Here is a 23,432-nt window from a genome sequence, read left to right as displayed (position 1 = left end):
ATCTTCAAGCAGCAGCGGGATTGCGCCACGCGCAACCCGCTTTTACTTTTCGTAACTTGAGTACCCTCCCCTGATAATGAAATCCCTTTGCGTCTATTGCGGCTCCTCCTTCGGGGCCAAACCCGTTTATGCCGATGCGGCACGTACACTGGCCGAAGAAATGGTCCGACAGGATATAGCCCTGGTCTATGGCGGCGGCAACGTCGGCCTGATGGGCGTCATTGCAAATGAAGTATTGCGTTTGGGCGGCACAGCAACCGGCGTGATCCCGCAAGCCTTGCTCGATAAGGAAGTCGGCCACACACAATTGACTCACTTGCATGTCGTCAAAGACATGCATGAGCGCAAAGCCATGATGGCGGAATTATCGGATGGATTCATTGCCATGCCGGGCGGCATCGGCACACTGGAAGAATTATTTGAAGTGCTGACCTGGTCGCAACTCGGCTTTCATGAAAAGCCGGTTGGGGTATTGAATGTCGACGGTTTCTACGACGGCCTGATCGCTTTTGTGCAAAACCAGGTAACGCAAGGTTTTGTAAAGGCAAATCAGGCTGCATTGATGATGCATGAGAAAAATGCATCTGATTTGCTGCATAAATTACAGACGTTTATTCCGCAACCAAGCACCAAGGTGCTGGATGCACTTGCTGCTAAAACACTGCTACCCTGATAAAAATCTTAAACAGCATCCAGCGCCTGCCGGAAATCTTCCACCAGGTCGTCCGTATCTTCAATGCCTATCGACACACGTATCAAGGATTCTGCAATCCCCATACTGGCGCGGCGCTCTGCGCCCATTTCATAAAAAATGGTATGGGCAACCGGAATCACCAGTGTGCGCGTATCGCCCAGATTGCTGGCCGAAATACCCAGCTTCAGGCGATTCAGATAATCGAAACAATCAATACCGTCTTTCAGTTCAAAACTGAACAGACTGCCGTAAGAACGGAACAACTCGGTGGAAATCGCGTGCTGTGGATGTGATTTCAGCCCCGGATAATACACGGCCGCCACGCGCTCATCAGCTTCCAGCATCTGTGCCACCGCCAGCGCATTCGCACATTCGCGATCAAGACGCAGCGCCATCGTTTCCGAACCGACCGCTAGGTGGTGCGCCGCCTCAGGTCCAAGCGAAGCGCCGAAATCGCGCAGGGACTTTGCACGTATCTGTGCGATGCCCCATTGCACGGTTGGGTAACGCTTATACGTATCGAAGATATTCGGGAAACGCGACCAATCGTACAAGCCGGTATCCGTCAGGCTGCCGCCTAGCGCATTGCCGTGACCACCGATGGATTTCGTCAGCGCATTGATGACGATGCTGGCACCTACCGACTTCGGCTGGAACAGATAGGGCGAGGTCATCGTGTTGTCGACAATATAGACAATGCCGCGCTCCGCACACAACTTGCCTATGCGCGCCAGATCGGCTACCTGCGTGCGCGGATTGGCGATGGTTTCGACGAAGACGATACGCGTGGCGGGCGTGATGGCGGCTTCCACATGCTTGACATCGGTTGCATCCACCATCGAAACAGCCACGCCTTGCAAACCGACGGTTTGCCACAGACTATTGGTATTACCAAACAAAAAGGCCGAAGATACGACGTGATCGCCCTCCTGCAGCAAGGCCTGCGCAAGCGCACCAATTGCCGCCATGCCGGTTGCAAAACAGATCGTCGCAAAGCCGTTTTCCATTTTATTGACTTTGTCTTCCAGCGCCGCCACCGTCGGGTTGCCCTGCCGTCCGTAGCGATAACCCGGCTGCTTGCCCTGAAACACCGTCGCGAGTTCGCGCGCATCGTTGTAGCCGAAGGTTACCGAGGTGTGAATCGGTTTGTGCAGGGAGCCATGCTCGATCGTTTTTTGGCGATCGCTATGCAGCGTGGTGGTGGTAAAGCCGTATTTTTTAGAATCAGTCATCGTGGTCAATTCGGGATGCCAAATAAAAAAGCCTGCGTGCGCACCAGGTGCGCAAAGCAGGCATCAATACACATCAATGCAGCAGAGTGATTAATCTACCTGCGCCAGATTCAAGTTCAGTTGCGAGCGAATTGCGTCGTCTGTTTCCGGTTTCGGATTATTGCGGGCAAATTCAATCCGGTCCAGATAGTCGCGCGAAATATCGCCTGTCACGTAAATACCGTCAAAGCACGACGCTTCCAGACTCTTCAAGGCCGGATTTACGTCAGCAATAGAGCGCTTTAATGCATCGATATCCTGATAGATCAAGGCATCTGCAGTAATTTCACGACAGACTTCTTCATCAGTGCGACCGTATGCAATCAACTCTGCGCGAGTAGGCATATCGATACCGTACACGTTAGGGAATTTAACCGGTGGCGCAGCCGATGCAAACATCACTTTTTTCGCTCCGGCTTCACGCGCCATCTGCACGATCTCGCGACTGGTGGTACCACGCACGATAGAGTCATCGATCAGCAATACGTTTTTGCCTTTGAATTCCGAACCGATGGCATTCAATTTCTGGCGTACCGATTTGCTGCGAATCGCTTGTCCCGGCATCAGGAAGGTGCGACCGATGTAACGGTTCTTGATGAAGCCTTCGCGGTATTCGATATTGAGCTTGTGCGCCAGCTCCATCGCTGCAGGACGCGAGGAATCCGGGATCGGCATCACAACGTCGATATCTCCCAGCGGGAATTCGCGTGCGATTTTTTCCGCCAGATACTCACCCATCTTCAAACGTGTTGCATACACCGATGCGCCATCGATAATCGAATCCGGACGCGCAAAATAAACGTATTCAAATGCGCAAGGATTGAGCGTCGGATTTTCTGCGCATTGCTGGTTGTAGAGTTTTCCTTCGATGTCGATGAAAATTGCTTCGCCCGGCAATACATCGCGCAGGAAGCGGAAACCCAGGCCTTCCAGCGCCACCGATTCGCTGGCCACCAGATATTCAGTGCCTTTGTCAGTTTCATTGAAACCGATGCACAGCGGACGAATGCCGAACGGATCGCGAAAAGCCAGCAATCCGTAACCGGCGATCTGCGCTGTCACTGCGTACGACCCGCGCACCCGCTTGTGCACCATCGCCACTGCTTTGAAAATCGCTGCCGGATCGAGCGAATAGCCGGTCGTAGCCTGTTGAATCTCATGCGCCAGAACGTTCAGCAATACTTCGGAATCGGAAGTCGTGTTGATATGACGTCTGTCATTCTTGAACATCTCGATCTTCAACTGTTCCCAGTTGGTCAGATTGCCGTTGTGCGCCATGATGATGCCGAACGGCGCATTGACGTAGAACGGTTGCGCCTCTTCCGCGCTGGATGAGCCGGCCGTCGGATAACGGACCTGGCCGACCCCCGAATTGCCGAACAGCGAACGCATATTGCGCGTGCGGAAAACATCCCGTACCAGGCCGTTGGCCTTGTGCATGCTGAATGTATTGCCGTTATCGGTTGCGATACCGGCAGCATCCTGACCACGGTGCTGCAACAGCAGCAGCGCATCATAGATCAATTGATTTACAGGGTTGTGAGAAACGACGCCAACAATGCCACACATGGTGGACTCCTCAACTAGAACAAATTAAAACTGCGAATGTAAAATCTTGAATTGAAAATTTCGATTCAAAACTTGATATGTTGTGCAAAATCACCCGGCAGGAAAGGCTTGACCGTCAATGCAGCGGTTTCCGCCAGCGGACTGAACAAGGCTTCTTTCCAAAAACTCTGTTGCGGGATCGCCGTCATACCGCATAACAATACGCCAGCCAGCACGATCAGCAAACCACGCGCCAGACCAAACAAACCGCCCAGACCACGATCCGCCAGAGCTAAACCGCTTGCCTTGACCACCGCATCCAGCGCCATCGTCAGCAAGCCCATCAGGATGCGTACACCGATGAACAAGACGATGAATCCTACTATCAGGCGCGTCGTGTTGCCCGGCACCATATCCGGCAGCAGCTGCGCCAGCGATTCACCATAGGCGTTGGCGACCACAAATGCCACGATCCAGCTCAGCAAGGACAGGATTTCCTTGACCAGCCCGCGCAAGGTACTGATGACGATGGAGCAGATCAGTACAAACAAGACCAGATAATCAAAAATCGTCACTGTCGATTTACTTTAACGCGCATCCGGCCATCACGCCGGAATCAGTTTTGCATTCAAACCGATCTTGACCAGTTTGGCGCGGGCTTTTTCGGCTTCCGCACTGTTTGCAAACGGGCCTATGCGTACACGTATGCGCTCACCGGATTCGGTCGCCACTTTTTGCGTGTACGACTTCAAGCCGGCACCCTGCAATTTCTTTTGCAGCTCATTTACCTTGTCTTGTGTAGCCAGTGCTGCGACTTGCAACACGACCTTGCCGGCAACTGCATGCTCGGCGGAATTCGATTTGCCCTCCAGAATCGCCCGTGCCCGCGCAGCTTCGTCCGAATGATCGGCCTTTGCTATGCTTGGAGGGTGCGTTGCCACTTTTGGTTCTGGCAATTCAGCCTTCATGACTGGCGCCGGCGTCGTCTTTTTATCAGGCTCGACCGCTTTCACTTCTGTTTTTACCTCTGTTTTCACTTCCGCCTTGGGCGCAATTGCGCTCGGCTCCAGCACTTCTTCTTCAGGATTGAGCGACTCTGCCAACGGTTCGCGATTTTCCTTTTGCACAGCAGCGACTTTAGCTTGCGCAGGCGGCACCGGCGTATCTTTGGATGGAATTTGAATGGCGATATCGTCAGCCAATGGCTTGGGCTCAGAGTCTAGAATCATCGGCAAACCGATGATGGCAGCCAGTACCAAAGCAATCGCACCAACCAGACGTCGGCGCGCGCGTTTCTTTTCCGGCAAGACCGGATCGACCGCTTCTTCGCGTTTGCTGCCTTGTCGACGCTTACTGCGGCCAGTCGGCACTTCTTCATCGGACTGCGAATAAAAATCGCTCTTGCCGACCGATGATTCCTGCTTATTTTTACGAAGAAACGAGAACAAGCCCATACGATATAGTGTGAAATTCGTTAGTGATGTTCGGAGTGTCGGAATTCCATCACGCCAGCGACGGTAAGGAATGATCCGAAAACCGTAATTCTATCATTCTCGCCCGCTCGGCTGAGCGCATTTGCAAAAGCATCTGCAGGCGTAGCGAATGTGCGGATGCTGCGTTCGGTTTCTGCGGCGGGTGGCAAATCGGCATAAGCATGCAGCAGCTTTTCCCGGATATCGGCCGCCGTAGCTGCACGTGGCAAGGGCAGGTCCGTTACGCACCAATGGTCAACCTGCCCTTTCAAGTGGGCGATGACGCCGTCAATATCCTTGTCCTGCATCGAGCCGAACACCGCATAGGTGTAGGGATGAAAGCCCATATTGCCAAGATTCTGTGCCAGCGCAGCGGCGGCATGCGGATTGTGCGCCACGTCGAGAACGATCGTAGGCTGGCCTGGCAATACCTGAAAACGCCCCGGCAAGTCGACCAGCGCGAGGCCGGTACGCACTTCCTGCGCACCGACCGGCAAACGCAGGCGCAAGACTTCCAGTGCCGCCAGTACGGAAGAAGCATTCAGCAGTTGATTGGCACCGCGCAAGCTGGGATAAGCCAGCGAGTTGCGCCTGTGCCCACGTCCACTGAAATTCCATTGCTGCTTGTCGCCCGAATAATTGAAATCGCGATTGAACAGCCATAAATCAGCACCAATTTTTTCCGCATGCTCAACCAGCGATGCAGGCGGCACCGGATCGCCGCAAATCGCGGTTTTCCCGCTACGGAAAATACCGGCTTTCTCAAAGCCGATTTTTTCACGTGTATCGCCCAGATATTCGGTATGGTCGATATCGACGCTGGTAACGATAGACACATCGGCATCCAGCACGTTGACGGCATCCAGCCGACCACCCAGGCCCACTTCAAAAATCACCGCATCCAGCTTCGCATCGGAAAACAGCTGTATCGCCGCCAGCGTCGTAAATTCGAAATAAGACAGGGAGACATCCGCGCGTACCGCTTCGAGCTTGTCGAAAGCGGCAATCAATTCGGCATCGCTGGCAGATTCGCCATTCATCCGCATGCGCTCATTAAAATGCAGCAGGTGCGGCGAAGTGTACAAACCAACGCGATAACCGGCGCGCAGCAATATGGATTCCAGCATGGCGCAAGTCGAGCCCTTGCCATTGGTGCCGCCGACGATGATGACAGGACAGGTGAACTCGGCAGTCATTGCCTGCTTGACCTGCCGCACCCTGTCCAGCCCCATGTCAATGGCTTTCGGGTGCATCGTTTCGAGATGGGCGAGCCACTCGGCGAGGCTGCTAGGATGATTTTTCATGCGAATTCATCGTGGTAAGGCTTGGTATGTGTAGGCGAACAGTCAAATAAAAAGCCCGAACCGTGCCGGGTTCGGGCTTCAGCAAGCAGACTGCTCGATTAAGCGAGAACTTCCGCTGCCTGATTTTGCAATAATGCCAACAGACGTGCGATTTCTTCGCGCATTTTGCGTCTATCGACAATCATGTCGACCGCACCCTTGGTCACGAGGAATTCGGCGCGCTGGAAACCTTCCGGCAGTTTTTCACGAACCGTGTTTTCAATCACGCGCGGACCGGCAAAACCAATCAGAGCTTTCGGTTCGGCGATCACCACGTCGCCCATGAAGGCGAAGGAAGCGGACACGCCGCCCATGGTCGGATCGGTCAGCACTGAAATGAAAGGCAATTTCTTTTCAGACAACTTGGTCAGCATGGACGTGGTTTTGGCCATTTGCATCAATGACAGCAAACCTTCCTGCATGCGCGCACCGCCAGTGGCTGTGATGCAGATAAACGGCACTTTTTGCTCCAGCGCGGTTTGCGCGCCACGGGCAAAACGCTCGCCGACTACCGAACCCATGGAGCCGCCCATGAATTCAAACTCGAAGCAGGCAACCACGACAGGCAAGCTCATGATGGAGCCGCCCATGACGATCAGGGCATCGGTTTCACCGGTAGCTTCCAGTGCCGATTTCAGGCGATCCGGGTATTTTTTACTGTCCTTGAACTTGAGCGTATCGACCGGCAAGACTTCCTGGCCGATATCGTAACGCCCGCCGGCATCCAGCAAAGCGTCCAGACGATCACGCGCACGAATGCGCATGTGGTGGTTGCACTTCGGGCAAACGTGGATATTCGATTCCAGATCCGTGCGGTACAGCACCGCCTCACAGGACGGACATTTGACCCACAAACCTTCCGGCACCGATTTGCGCGAGGCGGTATCGGAGCGCTGAATACGCGGGGGAAGTAATTTTTCTAGCCAGCTCATCGCGACCTCTTTCATTTTGACTTGGCGAATTGTACCGTTTGCACAGACATTCGCCACAATTGCGTGTTTTTTACCGAATGGGCGATATTTTACTTGTCTGCAAAGACAAATTCACCTTATTCGTCCAGCGCCTTGCGAATTCCTGCAATAAATGTTTGCACTTTCTCAACAACCTGCTCATGCGGCGTATTTTCCATTTCCTGAATAATGCGGCTGCCGATCACAACTGCATCCGACACTGCGGCCACCGCCCTGGCTGTTGCCGCATCGCGAATACCGAAACCGACGCCGATCGGCAATTTCACGTGCTGGCGAATCGCCGCAATGCGTTCCGCCACTTCCTGTGTATTAATATTGGCAGCGCCGGTCACTCCCTTCAGTGATACGTAATAGCTGAAACCGCTGCCTAGCTTGGCAACCTGCCGGATACGTTCTTCGGTCGAAGTCGGCGCCAGCAAAAAGATGGGGTCCATCTCGTTTGCCTTCAACGTGGCAACGAACTCCTCACATTCTTCCGGTGGATAATCGACGACGATGGTACCGTCCACGCCAGCTGCCTTCGCTGCCAGGACGAAAGCCGTTTGCCCCATGCGCTCGATAGGATTGGCATAACCCATCAAAACGACGGGAGTGGTGTTATTGGTTTTACGGAATTCACTGACGAAGCCCAGCACATCGCGCATGCCGACATTGAATTTGAGCGCTCGCTCGCAGGCGCGCTGAATGACCGGGCCTTCCGCCATCGGGTCTGAAAACGGCACACCCAATTCAAGAATATCGGAGCCGCCGGCTACCAGCGCATGCATCAAGGGCACAGTCAAATCCGGTGCCGGATCGCCGGCCGTAATAAATGGGATGAGCGCTTTCTTTTTCTTCGCCGCCAATGCGGATAAAGTGGGTTGAATTCTGGACATGAAGATACTTTATAAATTTTTCAGACTAGGTTTAGTCGCGTACATTTCAATTTTCTGAAAGTCGCTTCAGTGCCAACTCTGCACAGGAAGCGATTTTCCCGCCGTGCAGGTTCAATCGAATTTCAAACCCATGCGCTGCGCTACCGTATGCATATCCTTATCGCCACGGCCGGACAGATTAGCCAGCACGATTTTTTCTTTTGGCAGCGTCGCAGCCAGCTTGGCGGCATAGCTCAATGCGTGGCTGGACTCCAGCGCCGGGATGATACCTTCGATGTGACAGCAATCATGAAAGGCTTGTAGCGCTTCCTCGTCCGTAATCGTGACATATTGCGCACGATGGGAATCCTTCAGCCAGGCGTGTTCCGGACCTACACCTGGATAATCGAGGCCAGCCGAAATCGAATGCGTCTCAATGATCTGGCCGTTTTCATCTTGCAGCAAATAGGTGCGATTGCCATGCAATACGCCAGGCGAACCCGCCGTCAGCGATGCCGAATGTTTGCCGCTCTCCAGTCCCTCACCTGCCGCTTCCACGCCGATCAATTGCACATTTTGATGTTCGATATATGGATAGAAAATCCCCATCGCATTGGAGCCGCCGCCGATACAGGCGATGACGTAATCCGGTTGGCGGCTGGTCATTTCCGGCATTTGCGTCAGGCACTCATTACCGATCACCGATTGAAAATCGCGCACCATCATCGGGTAAGGATGCGGGCCTGCTACCGTACCAATGATGTAAAACGTGTTTTCAACGTTGGTCACCCAGTCGCGCATCGCTTCATTCAGCGCATCCTTGAGTGTCTTGGAACCGGATTCGACCGGCACAACTGTGGCACCCAGCAACTTCATGCGATAGACGTTTTGCGCCTGGCGTTTGACGTCTTCGCTGCCCATGTAGACCACACATTCCAAACCGAAACGCGCACAAATCGTCGCTGTGGCAACGCCATGCTGACCGGCACCGGTTTCAGCGATGATGCGCTTCTTACCCATGCGACGTGCCAGCAATGCCTGGCCAATCACGTTGTTGATTTTGTGCGCGCCGGTGTGGTTCAGGTCTTCGCGCTTGAAGTAAATCTGCGCGCCGCCCATTTGCTCGGACCAGCGTTTGGCATGATAGATAGGGCTCGGGCGACCGACGAAATGCTTCAGGTCGTAATGAAACTCAGCCAGAAATGCAGGGTCCTTGCTGTAATGCGCATAGGCATCCTTCAGCTCGGTCAACGCTTGACTCAAGGTTTCCGCAGCAAAGCTGCCGCCATATTGACCGAAATGGCCTTTCGCATCAGGGAAATTGTAAGGAGCCGTCTGCTGCAAACTCGTTTCCGCAATTGCCTGTCGCTCGGCGTAAGTGCCGAGCACGTTTAATTCTTTCATGATGTTCTCTTTACTGTTTAGTCTGGCTGTATTGCATCTGCATTTGCATCTGCACTATGCACAGCATCGATAAAAGCGCGAATTTTCGCGATATCCTTGATGCCCTTGTCGCGTTCGACGCCGCTACTGACATCGACCGCATAAGGGCGAACGCGCTGTACCGCGTCAGTCGCGTTTTGTGCGCTCAAGCCACCACTTAAAACGACCCGAGGCGCGATGTTTGCGGGTATGAGAGACCAATCGAAAACCTTTCCACTGCCGCCGTAGCTATCCACATAGGTATCCAGCAACAGGCCGGCAAACAATCTGCTGGCGGCGCGATAATCAGATTCGTATTCTAGCAAATCAGCCGCGCTGGTATCCGGTTTTACGCGAATGGCGCGTATGAAGGGGCGATTCACTGCAGCAGCAATCGCTGCGCATTCTGCCACTGTTTCGTCGCCATGGAATTGCAGCAGTGCAATTGATGTTTGCGCCACTACAGTCTGCACTTCTTCCACACTGGCGTTGACGAACAAGCCGACCGCGCTGACAAAGGGCGGAATCTGTGCGATTAATTGTGCCGCCGCATCCGGCGCGATATAGCGCGGACTCCTGGAATAAAAAACGAATCCGATTGCATCCGCGCCGGCAGCAATTGCGCCTTGCACATCTTCAATTCGGGTCAGGCCGCAAATTTTGATGCGGGTGCGGTGTGTCATTGTATCCATGCCATCTTCAAAAGTGCTTCTGGTCTAAGGTGGAAATTGCTCATGCATCGGATGTCATCAAGACCACAAGAAATTCTGTATCTCCGTTTGCGGCAACTGCCATTTTGGATCGTAATCGATTTGGGCCAGATACAAGCCATCCGGCATAAAGGTCGGAGCGGCAAATTTTCGTTCCTGTCCCGTCAGCACCTCTTTCAGCCATGACGGGGCTTGCGTGCCATTCCCGACATAAATCAGCGAACCGACAATATTGCGCACCATGTGATGCAAAAACGCATTGGCGTGCACAGTGAACATGATCAAATCGCCGCGCCGCTCTATCTTGATCGCGTACATCGTCTTGACCGGCGATTTGGCCTGGCATTGTACGGAACGAAATGCTGAAAAATCGTGTTGCCCCAGCAAATGCACTGCCGCTTCCTGCATTTTAGCAATATCCAGCGTACGAAATACCCAACCCGCCTTGCCTTCCAATAGAGGAGAACGCACCGGATTGTTGTACAGCATGTAGTGATAAGTGCGGGAGCGCGCGCTGAAGCGGGCGTGAAAATTTTCTGCCGGATCGTGCGCCACTTCGCTCGCCCAGCGCACCGCAATCGAAGACGGCAGGAAGGTATTCACGCCACGCACCCAGGACTGCATATCGCGCTCCAGCGTGGTATCGAAATGCACCACCTGCTCCAATGCATGCACGCCCGCATCAGTACGTCCGGCACAAGCAGTCGTGATGGTTTGCTGCGTGAATTTGTATAGCGCGAATTCCAGCTTGTCCTGCACGGTCAAGCCGTTGAGTTGCGTCTGCCATCCCTGCCACGGCGCACCGTCATATTGCACGCCGAGCACGATACGTCTGGATGTGATTGCGTCGCCTGATTCGCCATTCATGATGAAAATTGTCCGAAAAATCCAAACTGAAAATGAAAACGGGCGCAAGCAGTGCATTGCGCCCGTCGATACTACATATTAGACCGTCAGGAGAGTTTGCTGAGGAGGTTTTTCGCCCTCTCCGATTGTTCGCCATTACCGCCTTTGACGACTTCTTCCAGCAACTCGCGAGCACCTTCCTTGTCGCCAATCTCTTGATAGGCAATTGCCAGATCAAGCTTGGTCGCCATTTCGGCATTACTGGTATAGCTGGTGTCATCATCCAAACCGTCCAGAGCCAGATCGTTGGCAGCTACGGCATCGGCAGGATGCAAATCAAGTGCGATATCGGACAGATCAAAAGTGGGCTCTTTTGCCGGTGTTGCGGCTACTTGAACAGAAGCACTATTTTTCGATGGAAAATCCAGTCCCAGATCGTCCGGAATCAGAATTTCAGGCGCGGCAAACTGTGACGTTTCCTGCCTTGCCTCGAAGCTTGCCACCGCTGGCTTTTCTCCTGTTGCGGAAGCAGATTGATCTTCCAGGAAGCCGAAATCGATATCGGCGATATCAGTCGGCATCTCTGTCGACGACGTTTCAGACGATTTCTTGTCAGTGTTTTCAGTGTCCAGCCCATCCAGATCGAAATCAAGATCCTCAATCACGGCTTGCTGCACTGGAGCATCTGCCGGTTTCTGACTCCACTCTTCATTGAGCGGCAATGTCGGGCTATCCGCCAATGAAGAACTCGCGAAGGACGTATCTGATTCTGCAGGCTCGGACGAAGTCGCAGTATCTTCTTCGTCAAACGGCTGCGTGTGCGCATTCAATGCAGCAGCGTTTGATTCCGTTTTCCCCATCAGGGTATTGTTGGCATACAGCGGATTGCTCGGGTCCAGAATCAAGCCCATATTGGCCGCCTGCTTCCAGTCCTCGCCTTCTCCCTTGGTCAGGCTGTACAGCTCGCTGGCCAGGATTTCAAAGGAACGCGCGTCATTGCGATTGGCATAAATCTCCAGCAGCTTGACACGTACGGCATGGCGATCCGGTTGATTGCGCAATGCTTCCTTCAGGATTTCTTCAGCCTGTGCGTCACGGCCATAGGCGATATAGACATCGGCTTCGGCGATAGGGTCGACTTCATTCGTATCGAGCTGACTGGCGGACGGCACGAAGTTCGAGTTGAACACACTGTTATTGGTGTCCACGCTTTGACCGCCGGTTGAACCAAACAGGGAATTCGACTTCAAGCTGGAATCGCTGATGATGCTGTCTTCAAACGACTTGGTTTGCTTGCGGCGACGCGAGCTGTAGATGCCCAGTCCGGCCAGCAATGCCAGCAAGGCGGCAGCGCCCGGCAGGAACAATGCATTGTCCATCAAGTCTTCAAAGAAGCTCGGCGGCGGTGGTGGCGGTGCGACAACTACCGGCTTTTTAGGCGCTGGTTTAGGTGTAGGGGCAGGCTCTGTCACTGGAACAGGAGCGACCGCAGCTTCAGTTGCGACAACAGCTTCGGCGGGCGCTGCAGTTGCCGCGGCGTCTGCCGGAGTTGCAGCAGTTGGCGTTTCAACAGCAGGACTTGCCGCTGCTGGCACAACTGCAGCAACCGGTGCAGCTGAAGTTGCAGATGCTGCCTTTTGCTGTTCTGCCAAATCCTTGTTTTTTATTTCAAGAATTTTTTGCAGTTCGCTGACATTCTTTTCCAGTTCCTTGACGCGTGCATTTGCCTCGGCAATTGCCCTGTCTTTGGCAATCAGATCTTCCGCACTGGCACCCGCATTTGCGCCAGCATTCGCTGCCGCACCCGATTTGGATAACTTCAGCTTGTCTTTCGAATCATCTCCGGCGCCGGACTCTTCCTGAATACGGGTAGTGATTTTTCCGCCAGCGGTTTGCCTGACGTCGTCCGATTTCTTCGCTTCTGCAGCAGCCACTTGCCCGGCCAGCTTGTTGCGATAGCTGTTGAAGTCGGCGGCCTGCGCCACAACGACTCCTTTTGCTTCGGATTGCGCTACAGATTTTGCGCTGTCTGCCTCCGGCACGGACAGGATCTGGCCAGCCCGCAGGCGATTCATGTTTTTGCCGATAAAGGCATCAGGATTGGCACGATACAGCGAGACCAGCATCTGATCGAGCGATACACCGCTTGGTCGATACTGATTGGCGATTTTCGCCAGCGTATCGCCTTTTTTAACCTGATACTCATCCGCTGCAGCAGCATCTGCTTTCGGTTCTGGTACGGCGCGCGCTGGTTTGCTTGCTGCACTTGGCACTGCTGTTTCACGAGCGGCAGGTGCAGACTGAGCAGCCGGCTCTGAAGATGGTGTTACCGATTCCGGATTGCGCTCGACAGGAGTTACCGGCGGCAATGCGCGACCGACAACAATAGGCGCTACCTGGACAGCACGCGCAGAGCGCATTTCAGGCGGATCCAGCAGGAAAGTATATTCGCGCACCAAACGGTTTTTATTACCAGCCAACTCCAGCAGCATGTCGACGAAAGGTTCGTTGATAGGCTGGGTCGAGGTGATGCGTACTATAGGTCGGTTGCCACGTTGTTCAACAGCAAATCGCAATGAAAACAGAGCTGGATTGAGATCGATATTCGCCTGGCGAAATGCATCGGCAGATGCCAGCTTGGGAATCAGCGAACCGGCTTCGTCGGGCGATACGGACGTCAGCTCAATCTCGGCACGCAGCGGTTGCCCCAGCGACGACAGGACGGTCAGTTTTCCCAGGCCTGCTGCATGCGCATTCGACAACACCACAGCCGAAATCACTGCTGCACTGAGTGTTTTTAATTTGAACGAGGAAAAGGATGAGCGAGGAGTTGACCGCATTTTTAGTGGCATGGAGAGTATTCCGTTAGCGTACGTTGGAGACCACAGGCAACGCTTATTGATCGTTTTTCTAAGAACTTTCACCATAGCATCATGGACTTACGCGCGCAAGCGCAACCATATTGGCAACTAATTTAAAACCCGCCTATCGCTCCTTAATTGAGCGAATTTGGCGGGTTTATGTTGCGTCGTGACAACGCAAGATGCTGCTTTTATATGTCGATCAACGATCCAGCACGATGCGCAGCATGCGGCGCAGCGGTTCTGCGGCACCCCACAGCAACTGGTCGCCAATTACGAAGGCGGAAATGTATTCCGGCCCTTGATTCAACTTGCGCACACGACCGACACCAATTTCCAGGCCGCCGGTGATCGCAGCCGGAGTCAATTCCTTGACCGTTACTGCGCGCTCGTTAGGCACCCATTTCACCCACTGATTGCCGGAACGGATGATGGATTCGATTTCAGTCAAAGGCAGATCACGCTTCAGCTTGATCGTCAAAGCCAGGCTGTGACAACGCATCGCACCGATACGTACGCACAAACCATCGACCGGAATCGTTTTGGTATTGCCGAGAATCTTGTTAACTTCGGCCTGGCCTTTCCACTCTTCTTTCGACTGGCCGTTTTCAAGCTGGGCATCGATCCACGGGATCAAACCGCCCGCCAAAGGGGCGCCAAAGAATTCGGTTGGCACTTCCTTGCGGATGGTTTCCGCAACCTTGCGGTCAATATCCAGAATCGCCGACGCAGGAGTCGCCAGTTCATCTGCCACCGCGCCATGCACCACACCCATGCCGGATAACAATTCGCGCATGTGATTGGCACCGCCACCGGAGGCCGCCTGATAAGTCATCGAACTGACCCATTCAACCAGATCTTCGCGGAACAAGCCGCCCACGCCCATCAACAGAATGGAGTTGGTGCAATTGCCGCCTATGTAATTTTTAACGCCGCGTTCCAATGCGTCCGTAATCACATTCTGGTTGACCGGATCGAGAATGATGACGGCGTCGTCTTTCATGCGCAGTGTCGAAGCTGCATCGATCCAGTAACCGTCCCAGCCCGCTGCACGCAGTTTCGGGAAAATCTCGGTGGTGTAGTCACCGCCCTGGCAAGTAATGATGATGTCGCATTTTTTCAGTGCGTCGATATCGTTGGCGTCCTGCAAAGTCGTTTCCTTCTTCGCCATTGCCGGAGCTTTTCCACCCTTGTTCGAGGTAGTGAAAAACACAGGTTCGATATGCTCGAAATCGCCCTCTTCCTGCATGCGTTGCATCAGGACCGATCCCACCATCCCACGCCAACCGACTAAGCCAACAACTTTCATCATCATTTCCTTAACTCAGGCGCATCCGACGCCCTATTAGTCAAATTCATGGCAGTCTCTGCCACTCCTGTTTCAAGCCAATGCTTTGACGACTGCATCACCCATTTGCGTCGTGCTGACCTTGGTGGTGCCGGCTTCGTAAATATCGACAGTACGCAAACCTTGCTTCAAGACAGCTTTCACCGCTGCTTCAATACGATCAGCCTGCTCTGTCTTGGCCAGCGAGTAACGTAGCATCATGGCCAGCGACAGAATTTGCGCCAGTGGATTGGCGATATCCTTGCCTGCGATATCCGGTGCCGAACCGTGCGACGGCTCGTACAAGCCTTTGTTGTTCGCGTCCAGCGAAGCCGATGGCAACATGCCGATCGAGCCGGTCAGCATCGCTGCCGCATCCGACAGGATGTCACCAAACATATTGCCGGTCACGACCACGTCAAATTCTTTCGGTGCGCGCACCAATTGCATTGCTGCGTTATCAACATACATATGATCGAGTTTGACGTCCTGGTATTCCTTGTGCACGTCGGTAACAACATCGCGCCAGAACTGGAATGTTTCCAGTACATTGGCCTTGTCGACGCTGGTCAGGCGCTTGCTGCGTTTTTGCGCGGCCTGGAATGCGACGTGCGCAATGCGACGAATTTCCGGTTCGCTGTAACGCATGGTGTCAAAACCTTCACGCGCGCCCTTGAACGGACCGTCCGGTGCTTCGCGCATGCCGCGCGGCTGACCGAAGTAAATGTCGCCCGTCAATTCGCGCACGATCATGATGTCGAGGCCGGAAACAATTTCCGGCTTCAGCGACGATGCGCCAGCCAGTTCCGGATACAGGATCGCAGGACGGAAGTTTGCAAACAAACCCAGATGCTTGCGCAGACCCAGAATCGCCTGTTCAGGGCGCAACGAACGCTCCAGTGTGTCGTACTTGAAATCACCAACAGCGCCGAACAAAATAGCATCCGCTTCTTTTGCAACCTTCAAGGTCGATTCCGGCAAGGGATGACCTTGCTCCGCATATGCTGCGCCGCCGACCGGCACGGTTTCGATTTCAAACTTTTCACCCAAGGCGTTCATCACCTTGACTGCCTGATTCATGATTTCCGGACCGATGCCGTCGCCCGGCAAAATTGCAATTTTCATTTGATAGCTTCAGTAATAATTAAAAAAGAATATAAGCGCGCGGCCAACATTCAGGCCGTATATATCAAGCCTATGATGCGCGTCGTTAAATGGTGTTCGACAGCCAGGGCTGTGCAGCAAGATGACGTTCTTCATACGCGCGTATCTTGTCAGCCTTTTGCAAGGTCAGCCCGATATCGTCAAAGCCGTTCAACAGGCAGTATTTGCGGAAGGCATCGATATCGAATGGATAGGCAACGCTACCGTTGCTGGTCGCTATGATTTGCTTTTCCAGGTCGATCACCAGATGAAAACCCGGGAAAGCCTTGACCTCGTTGAACAAATGGTCGACTTGCGCTTCGGTCAGCGCAACCGGCAACAAGCCGTTCTTGTAGCAGTTATTGAAGAAGATATCGGCAAAGCTGGGCGCGACAATCGCGCGGAAACCATACTGACTCAAGGCCCAAGGCGCATGCTCGCGTGATGAGCCGCAGCCGAAATTCTTGCGCGCCAATAAAATCTGCGCACCTTGATAGCGCGCTTGATTCAGCACAAAGTCAGGATTCAAGGGACGATTCGCATTGTCCTTGCCCGGCTCGCCCTGATCCAGATAGCGCCATTCATCGAACAGATTCGGACCGAAACCAGTACGCTTGATCGACTTGAGAAACTGCTTTGGAATGATGGCGTCGGTGTCGACATTTGCACGATCCAGCGGTGCAACCAAACCATCAAGAATATTAAATTTTTCCATAGTGCCCAACTGTTGGTGCGTATAGACGACGATGTCGCCGGTATTATTTTTGAGTATCGATGCGGCAGAACAAGCTTTTTACTGCAGACAGTTGCTTTAGTTCAGCGATGCGTCCGAATCAATCGGTGCATCGCTGCAAACCAGCTTCTTATTTACCCTGGATTTTGTCGCCCACATGCTCGACATCCTTGCCGAAACCCTGGACCGTATTGCAGCCTGCCAGCAACCATACGGAAGCAATCAACAAAGCAGCGATTTTTTTCATTTTTTCTCTCCGTGAGTGTTATTTAAAGCAACGCATTTACAGCAACAATTACAGCGCACGTACATCAACGAAATGACCTTCGATACCTGCAGCTGCTGCCATAGCAGGGCTCACCAGATGGGTACGACCACCCGCACCCTGGCGTCCTTCGAAATTGCGATTCGAAGTCGACGCACAACGTTCACCCGGCTCCAGACGATCAGCATTCATTGCCAGACACATCGAACAACCCGGTTCACGCCATTCAAAACCGGCATCCTTGAAAATCTTGTCCAGACCTTCGCGCTCCGCCTGCTCTTTGACCAGACCGGAGCCCGGCACGACCATAGCAAGTTTTACGTTTGATGCACGATGCTTGCCACGTACGACGGCAGCAGCAGCGCGCAAATCTTCTATGCGTGAATTGGTGCAGGAACCGATGAACACTTTATCGATGCGGATATCGGTAATCGGCGTGTTTGGTTTCAGGCCCATGTAGACCAGCGCTTTTTCCATGCCGTCACGCTTGGTTGCATCTTTTTCCTTGTCCGGATCAGGTACGCGCCCATCCACGGATACCACCATCTCTGGCGATGTGCCCCAACTTACTTGCGGTTTGATTTCAGCAGCGTTCAAGGTCACGACCAAGTCGAACTTGGCACCAGCATCGGAATGCAAGGTACGCCAGTATTCGACCGCACGATCCCAGTGCGGACCGACAGGCGACAAAGGACGACCCTTGACGTAATTAATTGTGGTTTCGTCGACGCCGACCATGCCGGCGCGAGCACCGGCTTCGATCGCCATGTTGCAGATGGTCATGCGACCTTCCATCGACAGCGAACGTATGGTCGAACCGGCAAATTCAATTGCATAACCGGTACCGCCGGCAGTGCCGATTTTTCCGATAATGGCCAACACGATGTCCTTGGCAGTCACACCGGTCGGCAATGCGCCATCAACCTGTACCAGCATGGCTTTGGATTTTTGCGCCAGCAGGGTTTGCGTCGCAAGTACGTGTTCGACTTCGGACGTGCCTATGCCGTGTGCCAATGCGCCGAATGCACCGTGCGTGGATGTATGCGAATCACCACAGACAACCGTCATACCAGGCAAGGTTGCGCCCTGCTCCGGCCCGATGACATGCACGATGCCCTGACGCTTGTCGCGCATGCTGAAGTAGGTCAAACCGTATTCGTGTGCATTGTGATCCAGCGTTTCAACCTGCAGACGCGATGTCGGATCTGCAATCCCTTCCGAGCGGTCGGTAGTCGGCACATTGTGATCCGCCACCATCAGATTGGAGGAAACGCGCCATGGGCGACGGCCAGCCAGCTTCAAGCCTTCAAAAGCCTGCGGGCTGGTGACTTCATGCAACAGATGGCGATCGATGTAAAGCACGGTTGTGCCATCGTCGCCAGTATCGACAACGTGCGATTGCCAGAGTTTATCGTAGAGCGTTTGAGCCATATTTCGTGTGTAAAAGTAAGTCGGTAGTGACCGATGAGCAGCTCTTGATTATGCCATATTTGTGCGTTTCCATTGCAGGAAACGGCGGCACAGGCATACAGGGAACCGCCTCATCATAAAAATGAGGGTATTTATCTTTAATGCAATGCCTTGTTCTTGCTATCTGCTTTTTGCCTGCAGATAAAGCGGCATCACGCGCTGTGCGTAGACTGTGAGGTCGCTACTACGATCTGCACTGGATGGGTGGGTAGAAAGAAATGTGGGCGGCGCACTGCCACCTACCTGCCCCATTTTTTGCCACAGGGTGATCGCGGCGCGCGGATCATAACCGGCGCGCGCAGCCAGTTCGACACCTATGCGATCCGCTTCTGTTTCGTGGCTGCGTGAATTGGGCAGCCCAACCAGGCCCATGTATGTATATTCGGCACCTTTCTGCCCCAAACTGCCCACACCCAGCAGCGCCGAACCGATCGAAATCACGCTACCCGCCACCATTTGCTCGGATGCGCGTTCGCGCGCATGTTCGCGCAATGCATGCGAAATTTCATGGCCGATGACGGCAGCCAATTCGTCATCAGTGACCTGGAGTTTTTCAATCAAGCCGGTATAGACAGCAATCTTGCCTCCCGGCATGCACCAGGCGTTCACTTCAGGCGACGTCAATACATTGACTTCCCACTGCCAGCGTGGCGCATCGGGACGAAAAACCGACGTCTGCGCAATCAATTTATTGGCGATGCTGCGCACCCGCGTCACCTGCGCCGCGTTGCGGTTCAAGGCGTTTTTCTGCTTTTGCTCCGCAATCAGCGTCGCGTATTGCTTGCCCGCAGCCTGATCCAGCTCCTGCGCCGACACTGCCATTCTCTGCGTCCTATCGATACCGACCAGTCCACTTTGTGTCGTCTGCACCGTTTCGCAAGCTGTCAGCATTAGTACGAGTGAAGCCGTTGCCACCGATGAAAGCGCAAAAAATCGCTTGCTCAATCTCATGTTCATTCCTCGTCAAACAACATAAATCCTGCGCAAAAACGCTGTAAAAATGAATCAGCGCGAACTGGCCGGTATCGGTGGCGGGCTCACCTTGACGTCGCCGCATTGCGCTCTATGCCGCAATGCGTGATCCATCAACACCAGCGCCAGCATGGCTTCGGCAATCGGCGTGGCGCGAATGCCGACGCAGGGATCATGCCGTCCGAAAGTTTCGACCATGATCGGATTGCCAGTCTTGTCGATTGAATGGCGCGCGGTACGTATGCTGGAAGTCGGCTTGATCGCCATCGATGCCGTGATGTTTTGACCGGTCGAAATACCGCCCAGTACACCGCCTGCATTATTGCTGGCAAAGCCGTCGGGGGTCAGCTCATCGCCGTGCTCGGTGCCTTTTTGCGCAACGGATTTGAAGCCGGCGCCGATTTCAACACCCTTCACTGCATTGATGCCCATCAACGCATAAGCGATTTCCGCATCCAGCTTGTCGTAGATCGGCTCGCCCAATCCTATTGGCACATTTTCCGCCACCACATCGATACGCGCACCGCAGGAATCGCCGTTCTTGCGCAAGTCGTCCATATACGCTTCCAGCTGCGGCAGGATGCTGGCGTTGGCCGAGAAGAAAGGATTGTTCGGCACATGCTCCCAGCTCTCGAACGGAATCGCGATTTCACCGAGCTGGCTCATGCAACCCTTGAATGTGGTGCCGTATTGTTCCAGCAACCATTTTTTCGCGATGGCTGCAGCGCCGACGACCGGTGCGGTCAAACGCGCCGACGAACGTCCGCCGCCGCGCGGATCGCGGATGCCGTATTTATGCCAATACGTGTAATCGGCATGACCAGGACGGAAAGTGTCGGTTATGTTGCCGTAATCCTTGCTGCGCTGATCTTCGTTGCGAATCAGCAGCGCAATCGGGGTACCGGTTGTTTTCCCTTCAAATACGCCGGACAGGATTTCCACTGTGTCCGATTCCTGGCGCTGCGTCACATGCCGCGAGGTGCCCGGTTTGCGACGATCCAGGTCGAACTGGATGTCGGCTTCTGACAACACCATTCCAGGCGGACAACCATCGATTACGCAACCGATTGCCGGGCCGTGGGATTCGCCAAAAGTGGTGACAGTAAAGAGTGTGCCAAATGTATTGCCTGACATGATGGTTCATCGCTAATGAATAAAGTGCCATTCTACCAGTGCACAGAAAACAAATACTTCAAGAAAAATCATTGCCGAATGTTAAACCGGTGTGCAATATACGGTTTCCAAACTATAAAAACTACATCTCGGAGAAGGTAACATGAGCAAGTCGGTCAGCCATAGTGAGGATGACCTTGTATTTCTGGATGAAGCAATATCCGCATCCGAAAACAATGCTTTGGGAACAAACAAGGACGTCTGGCAAGTCATGATCATCGACGATGATGCTGACGTCCATTCGGCAACCACCTTCGCCCTCAGTAACGTTGAAATACAAAACCGTCCTCTGGCGTTTTTGCATGCTTATTCCGCGCAGCAAGCGCGCGACATTCTGGCAAATGAACCGAATATTGCGGTCATTTTGCTGGACGTCGTTATGGAGCAGCAGGACGAAGGTCTGCAACTCGTTCATTACATCCGAGATGTATTGCATCGCGCCGAAGTGCGCATTATTCTGCGCACCGGCCAGCCCGGCTACGCACCGGAAATCGATGCCATCCAGCAGTTCGACATCAACGATTACAAGACAAAATCCGAACTCACGCGCATCAAGCTGTTTACCGTCGTTACTGCAGCGATCCGCTCCTACGAACAAATCTGCACCATCAATTCAAGCAGCAGCGGCCTGGACATGATTCTGCGTGCCAGCACCGATCTGATGGCATTGCAAACGCTGGAAGAATTTACCGCTGGCGTGCTGGAAAAAATTGCACACCTGCTGGATATGCCCACGAACGGTTTGTTTTGCATACAGGAAACGCTGCATGATGAAGAAACCGAATTGTTCGTGGTCGCAGCGACAGGAAGTTATCAGGATCTGCTGAACCATCCAGTTTCCACGCTCAAGGATGCCCACATCGGGCACACATTGACGCGCGCGCTCAATGAACGCCGTCATATCTACGGCCGCGAATATGCCGCATTGCATTTTACCGGCAGCGCGACCAGCAACTTCACCGCATTTTTCAAAACCGGACGCGTATTAAACGAAATTGAATTGCGTCTGCTGGAAGTTTTCTGCAGCAACATTTCGGTCGGCCTCGCCAATATCATGCTGGTCTCACGACTGCATAACTCCGCTTTCTACGACTCGCTGACCAAACTGCCGAATCGCACCCGTCTCAAGGAAATCATCGATGAAAGCCTGATCTCCTCCAGAAACCGGCCGACTACTCTGGCACTGATCGACATCGATCACTTTGCCGAAACCAATGACACGCTGGGCCACCAATTCGGCGACCTGCTGCTGCTGTCCGTTGCCGCACGCCTGCAATCGCGTCTGGGCGACCGCTTGGTCGTGGCGCGCGTCGGCGGCGATACTTTCGGCGTGCTCGGCGACGATGTGCAAGTCAATCCCGCCACCGTGCTGGCGCAATTCGAACGGCCGTTCAACATCGATGGCCAGGACGTGCAACTTTCCGCCACGGTCGGTCTGGTGCGCCTGTCCGAACATAAAGGGCGCGGTGTAGAGGCGTTGAAAAATGCCCATATCGCATTGAAGCGCGCAAAAATGCAGCAGCGCACCGGGCACCTTTATTTTTCACGCAGCATGGGCATAGACATCCGCGAACGCGTCAACATGATGCATGCCTTGCGCACCGCATTTGAAGAGAAGCAACTGTTCGTCGTCTACCAACCGCAAATCGATATGGTGACGCGTGCACCGGTCGGCGCCGAAGCCCTATTGCGCTGGCAGACCGCAGACAACATCATGATTTCGCCGAATCGCTTTATTCCAATTGCGGAATATTCCGGCCTGATCATTGAACTCGGTGAATGGGTATTGCGTCAGGCCTGCCAGGAACTGGTACGTATTCAGAGCCTGGGCTTCAGCAATTTCATGATGTCGGTCAACGTATCGCAAGTGCAGTTCCGCCATCCACATTTTCTCAGCATGCTGCGCAAGGCTCTGGAAGATACCAATGCGCCCCCTCATTGCATCGAACTTGAAATCACCGAATCGATGGCAATGGAAGAACCGGATGCATTGATCAAATTACTCGACCAAATCACCGAAACCGGCGTCAGCATCGCCATCGACGATTTCGGCACCGGCTTTTCATCACTCAGCCACTTGCAGAAATTGAATGTCGATCGCCTCAAGATCGATAGAACCTTTGTCATGGAAATTACCGATTCTTCTCGCGGCAGCAGTATCGCCGAGATGATCATTCAATTAGGACGCAATCTGGAGCTGGACGTGATTGCCGAAGGTGTCGAAGACGAGCGACAGGCGAAAATTCTGACTGAACTCGGCTGCCCGTTTGGCCAGGGTTATTTATTTTCCCATCCATTGAAACCCGATGGATTGCACGATTGGCTGAGCAATCACAAGCCACACTAACAAACCGCTA

The 23,432-nt window shown here is 53.6% G+C and carries 20 protein-coding genes; 2 read left to right on the top strand and 18 right to left on the bottom strand.

Annotated features, from left to right (window positions below):
* The first annotated feature begins 76 nt into the window (after window positions 1–76).
* The gene (locus ACIQW9_RS03035) at window positions 77–673 is read left to right on the top strand and encodes a TIGR00730 family Rossman fold protein (RefSeq protein WP_402332781.1); all 597 of its coding nucleotides are present in this window, start codon (window positions 77–79) and stop codon (window positions 671–673) included.
* An 8-nt stretch (window positions 674–681) separates the two neighbouring features.
* Here ACIQW9_RS03035 and ACIQW9_RS03030 read toward each other — a convergent pair whose 3' ends face one another.
* The 18 genes from ACIQW9_RS03030 to aroC all read right to left on the bottom strand — a co-directional run bounded on the left by ACIQW9_RS03030 (window position 682) and on the right by aroC (window position 21,036).
* Window positions 682–1,926, bottom strand: a complete 1,245-nt coding sequence (locus ACIQW9_RS03030) for a cystathionine gamma-synthase family protein (RefSeq protein ID WP_402332778.1) — start codon at window positions 1,924–1,926, stop codon at window positions 682–684.
* A gap of 90 nt (window positions 1,927–2,016) precedes the next feature.
* Window positions 2,017–3,534 carry an amidophosphoribosyltransferase gene (purF, locus tag ACIQW9_RS03025; RefSeq protein ID WP_402332776.1) on the bottom strand — a complete coding sequence of 506 codons (1,518 nt, stop codon included), beginning with the start codon at window positions 3,532–3,534 and terminating at the stop codon, window positions 2,017–2,019.
* A 65-nt stretch (window positions 3,535–3,599) separates the two neighbouring features.
* Window positions 3,600–4,088: a CvpA family protein gene (locus ACIQW9_RS03020; protein ID WP_402332773.1), complete on the bottom strand. Its 489-nt coding sequence runs from the start codon at window positions 4,086–4,088 to the stop codon at window positions 3,600–3,602.
* A 30-nt stretch (window positions 4,089–4,118) separates the two neighbouring features.
* On the bottom strand, window positions 4,119–4,967 hold the full coding sequence (locus ACIQW9_RS03015; RefSeq protein ID WP_402332771.1) for an SPOR domain-containing protein: 849 nt from the start codon (window positions 4,965–4,967) through the stop codon (window positions 4,119–4,121).
* A 20-nt stretch (window positions 4,968–4,987) separates the two neighbouring features.
* Window positions 4,988–6,289 (bottom strand): bifunctional tetrahydrofolate synthase/dihydrofolate synthase, encoded by a 1,302-nt coding sequence (gene folC, locus ACIQW9_RS03010; protein WP_402332769.1) that lies wholly within the window; start codon window positions 6,287–6,289, stop codon window positions 4,988–4,990.
* Between the two features lie 98 nt (window positions 6,290–6,387).
* Window positions 6,388–7,260 (bottom strand): acetyl-CoA carboxylase, carboxyltransferase subunit beta, encoded by an 873-nt coding sequence (accD, locus tag ACIQW9_RS03005; RefSeq protein WP_402332766.1) that lies wholly within the window; start codon window positions 7,258–7,260, stop codon window positions 6,388–6,390.
* A gap of 116 nt (window positions 7,261–7,376) precedes the next feature.
* Window positions 7,377–8,174 carry a tryptophan synthase subunit alpha gene (gene trpA, locus ACIQW9_RS03000; RefSeq protein WP_402332763.1) on the bottom strand — a complete coding sequence of 266 codons (798 nt, stop codon included), beginning with the start codon at window positions 8,172–8,174 and terminating at the stop codon, window positions 7,377–7,379.
* Between the two features lie 111 nt (window positions 8,175–8,285).
* Entirely contained in the window at window positions 8,286–9,557 is a 1,272-nt protein-coding gene (trpB, locus tag ACIQW9_RS02995; RefSeq protein WP_402332761.1) for a tryptophan synthase subunit beta, read from the bottom strand.
* 17 nt (window positions 9,558–9,574) lie between these two features.
* Window positions 9,575–10,267, bottom strand: a complete 693-nt coding sequence (locus ACIQW9_RS02990) for a phosphoribosylanthranilate isomerase (RefSeq protein ID WP_402332758.1) — start codon at window positions 10,265–10,267, stop codon at window positions 9,575–9,577.
* Between the two features lie 57 nt (window positions 10,268–10,324).
* On the bottom strand, window positions 10,325–11,152 hold the full coding sequence (gene truA, locus ACIQW9_RS02985; RefSeq protein ID WP_402332756.1) for a tRNA pseudouridine(38-40) synthase TruA: 828 nt from the start codon (window positions 11,150–11,152) through the stop codon (window positions 10,325–10,327).
* An 86-nt stretch (window positions 11,153–11,238) separates the two neighbouring features.
* Window positions 11,239–13,971 (bottom strand): FimV/HubP family polar landmark protein, encoded by a 2,733-nt coding sequence (locus ACIQW9_RS02980; RefSeq protein WP_402332753.1) that lies wholly within the window; start codon window positions 13,969–13,971, stop codon window positions 11,239–11,241.
* A gap of 223 nt (window positions 13,972–14,194) precedes the next feature.
* Complete coding sequence (gene asd / locus ACIQW9_RS02975; protein ID WP_402332750.1) at window positions 14,195–15,307, bottom strand: aspartate-semialdehyde dehydrogenase; 1,113 nt, start codon at window positions 15,305–15,307, stop codon at window positions 14,195–14,197.
* 66 nt (window positions 15,308–15,373) lie between these two features.
* Complete coding sequence (leuB, locus tag ACIQW9_RS02970; RefSeq protein WP_402332747.1) at window positions 15,374–16,444, bottom strand: 3-isopropylmalate dehydrogenase; 1,071 nt, start codon at window positions 16,442–16,444, stop codon at window positions 15,374–15,376.
* Between the two features lie 85 nt (window positions 16,445–16,529).
* Window positions 16,530–17,177, bottom strand: a complete 648-nt coding sequence (gene leuD / locus ACIQW9_RS02965; protein ID WP_402332746.1) for a 3-isopropylmalate dehydratase small subunit — start codon at window positions 17,175–17,177, stop codon at window positions 16,530–16,532.
* A 148-nt stretch (window positions 17,178–17,325) separates the two neighbouring features.
* Entirely contained in the window at window positions 17,326–17,442 is a 117-nt protein-coding gene (locus ACIQW9_RS02960; protein WP_402332744.1) for an entericidin A/B family lipoprotein, read from the bottom strand.
* 48 nt (window positions 17,443–17,490) lie between these two features.
* Complete coding sequence (gene leuC, locus ACIQW9_RS02955) at window positions 17,491–18,891, bottom strand: 3-isopropylmalate dehydratase large subunit (protein WP_402332741.1); 1,401 nt, start codon at window positions 18,889–18,891, stop codon at window positions 17,491–17,493.
* A 159-nt stretch (window positions 18,892–19,050) separates the two neighbouring features.
* Window positions 19,051–19,881 (bottom strand): M48 family metallopeptidase, encoded by an 831-nt coding sequence (locus ACIQW9_RS02950; protein ID WP_402332738.1) that lies wholly within the window; start codon window positions 19,879–19,881, stop codon window positions 19,051–19,053.
* Window positions 19,882–19,935: 54 nt separating this feature from the next.
* A complete protein-coding gene (gene aroC / locus ACIQW9_RS02945) occupies window positions 19,936–21,036 on the bottom strand; it encodes a chorismate synthase (RefSeq protein ID WP_402332737.1) in 1,101 nt (366 codons plus the stop codon).
* Window positions 21,037–21,178: 142 nt separating this feature from the next.
* On the opposite strand from aroC, the gene ACIQW9_RS02940 reads away from it, so the two are divergent.
* Entirely contained in the window at window positions 21,179–23,422 is a 2,244-nt protein-coding gene (locus ACIQW9_RS02940; protein WP_402332734.1) for a putative bifunctional diguanylate cyclase/phosphodiesterase, read from the top strand.
* The last annotated feature ends 10 nt before the right edge of the window (window positions 23,423–23,432 follow it).

Source organism: Herminiimonas sp. NPDC097707 (genome assembly GCF_044761395.1).
Classification (GTDB): Bacteria; Pseudomonadota; Gammaproteobacteria; order Burkholderiales; family Burkholderiaceae_D; genus Oxalicibacterium.
The sequence above is the reverse complement of the archived record's forward strand: the minus strand, read 5'-3'. Positions and strand labels throughout refer to the sequence as shown.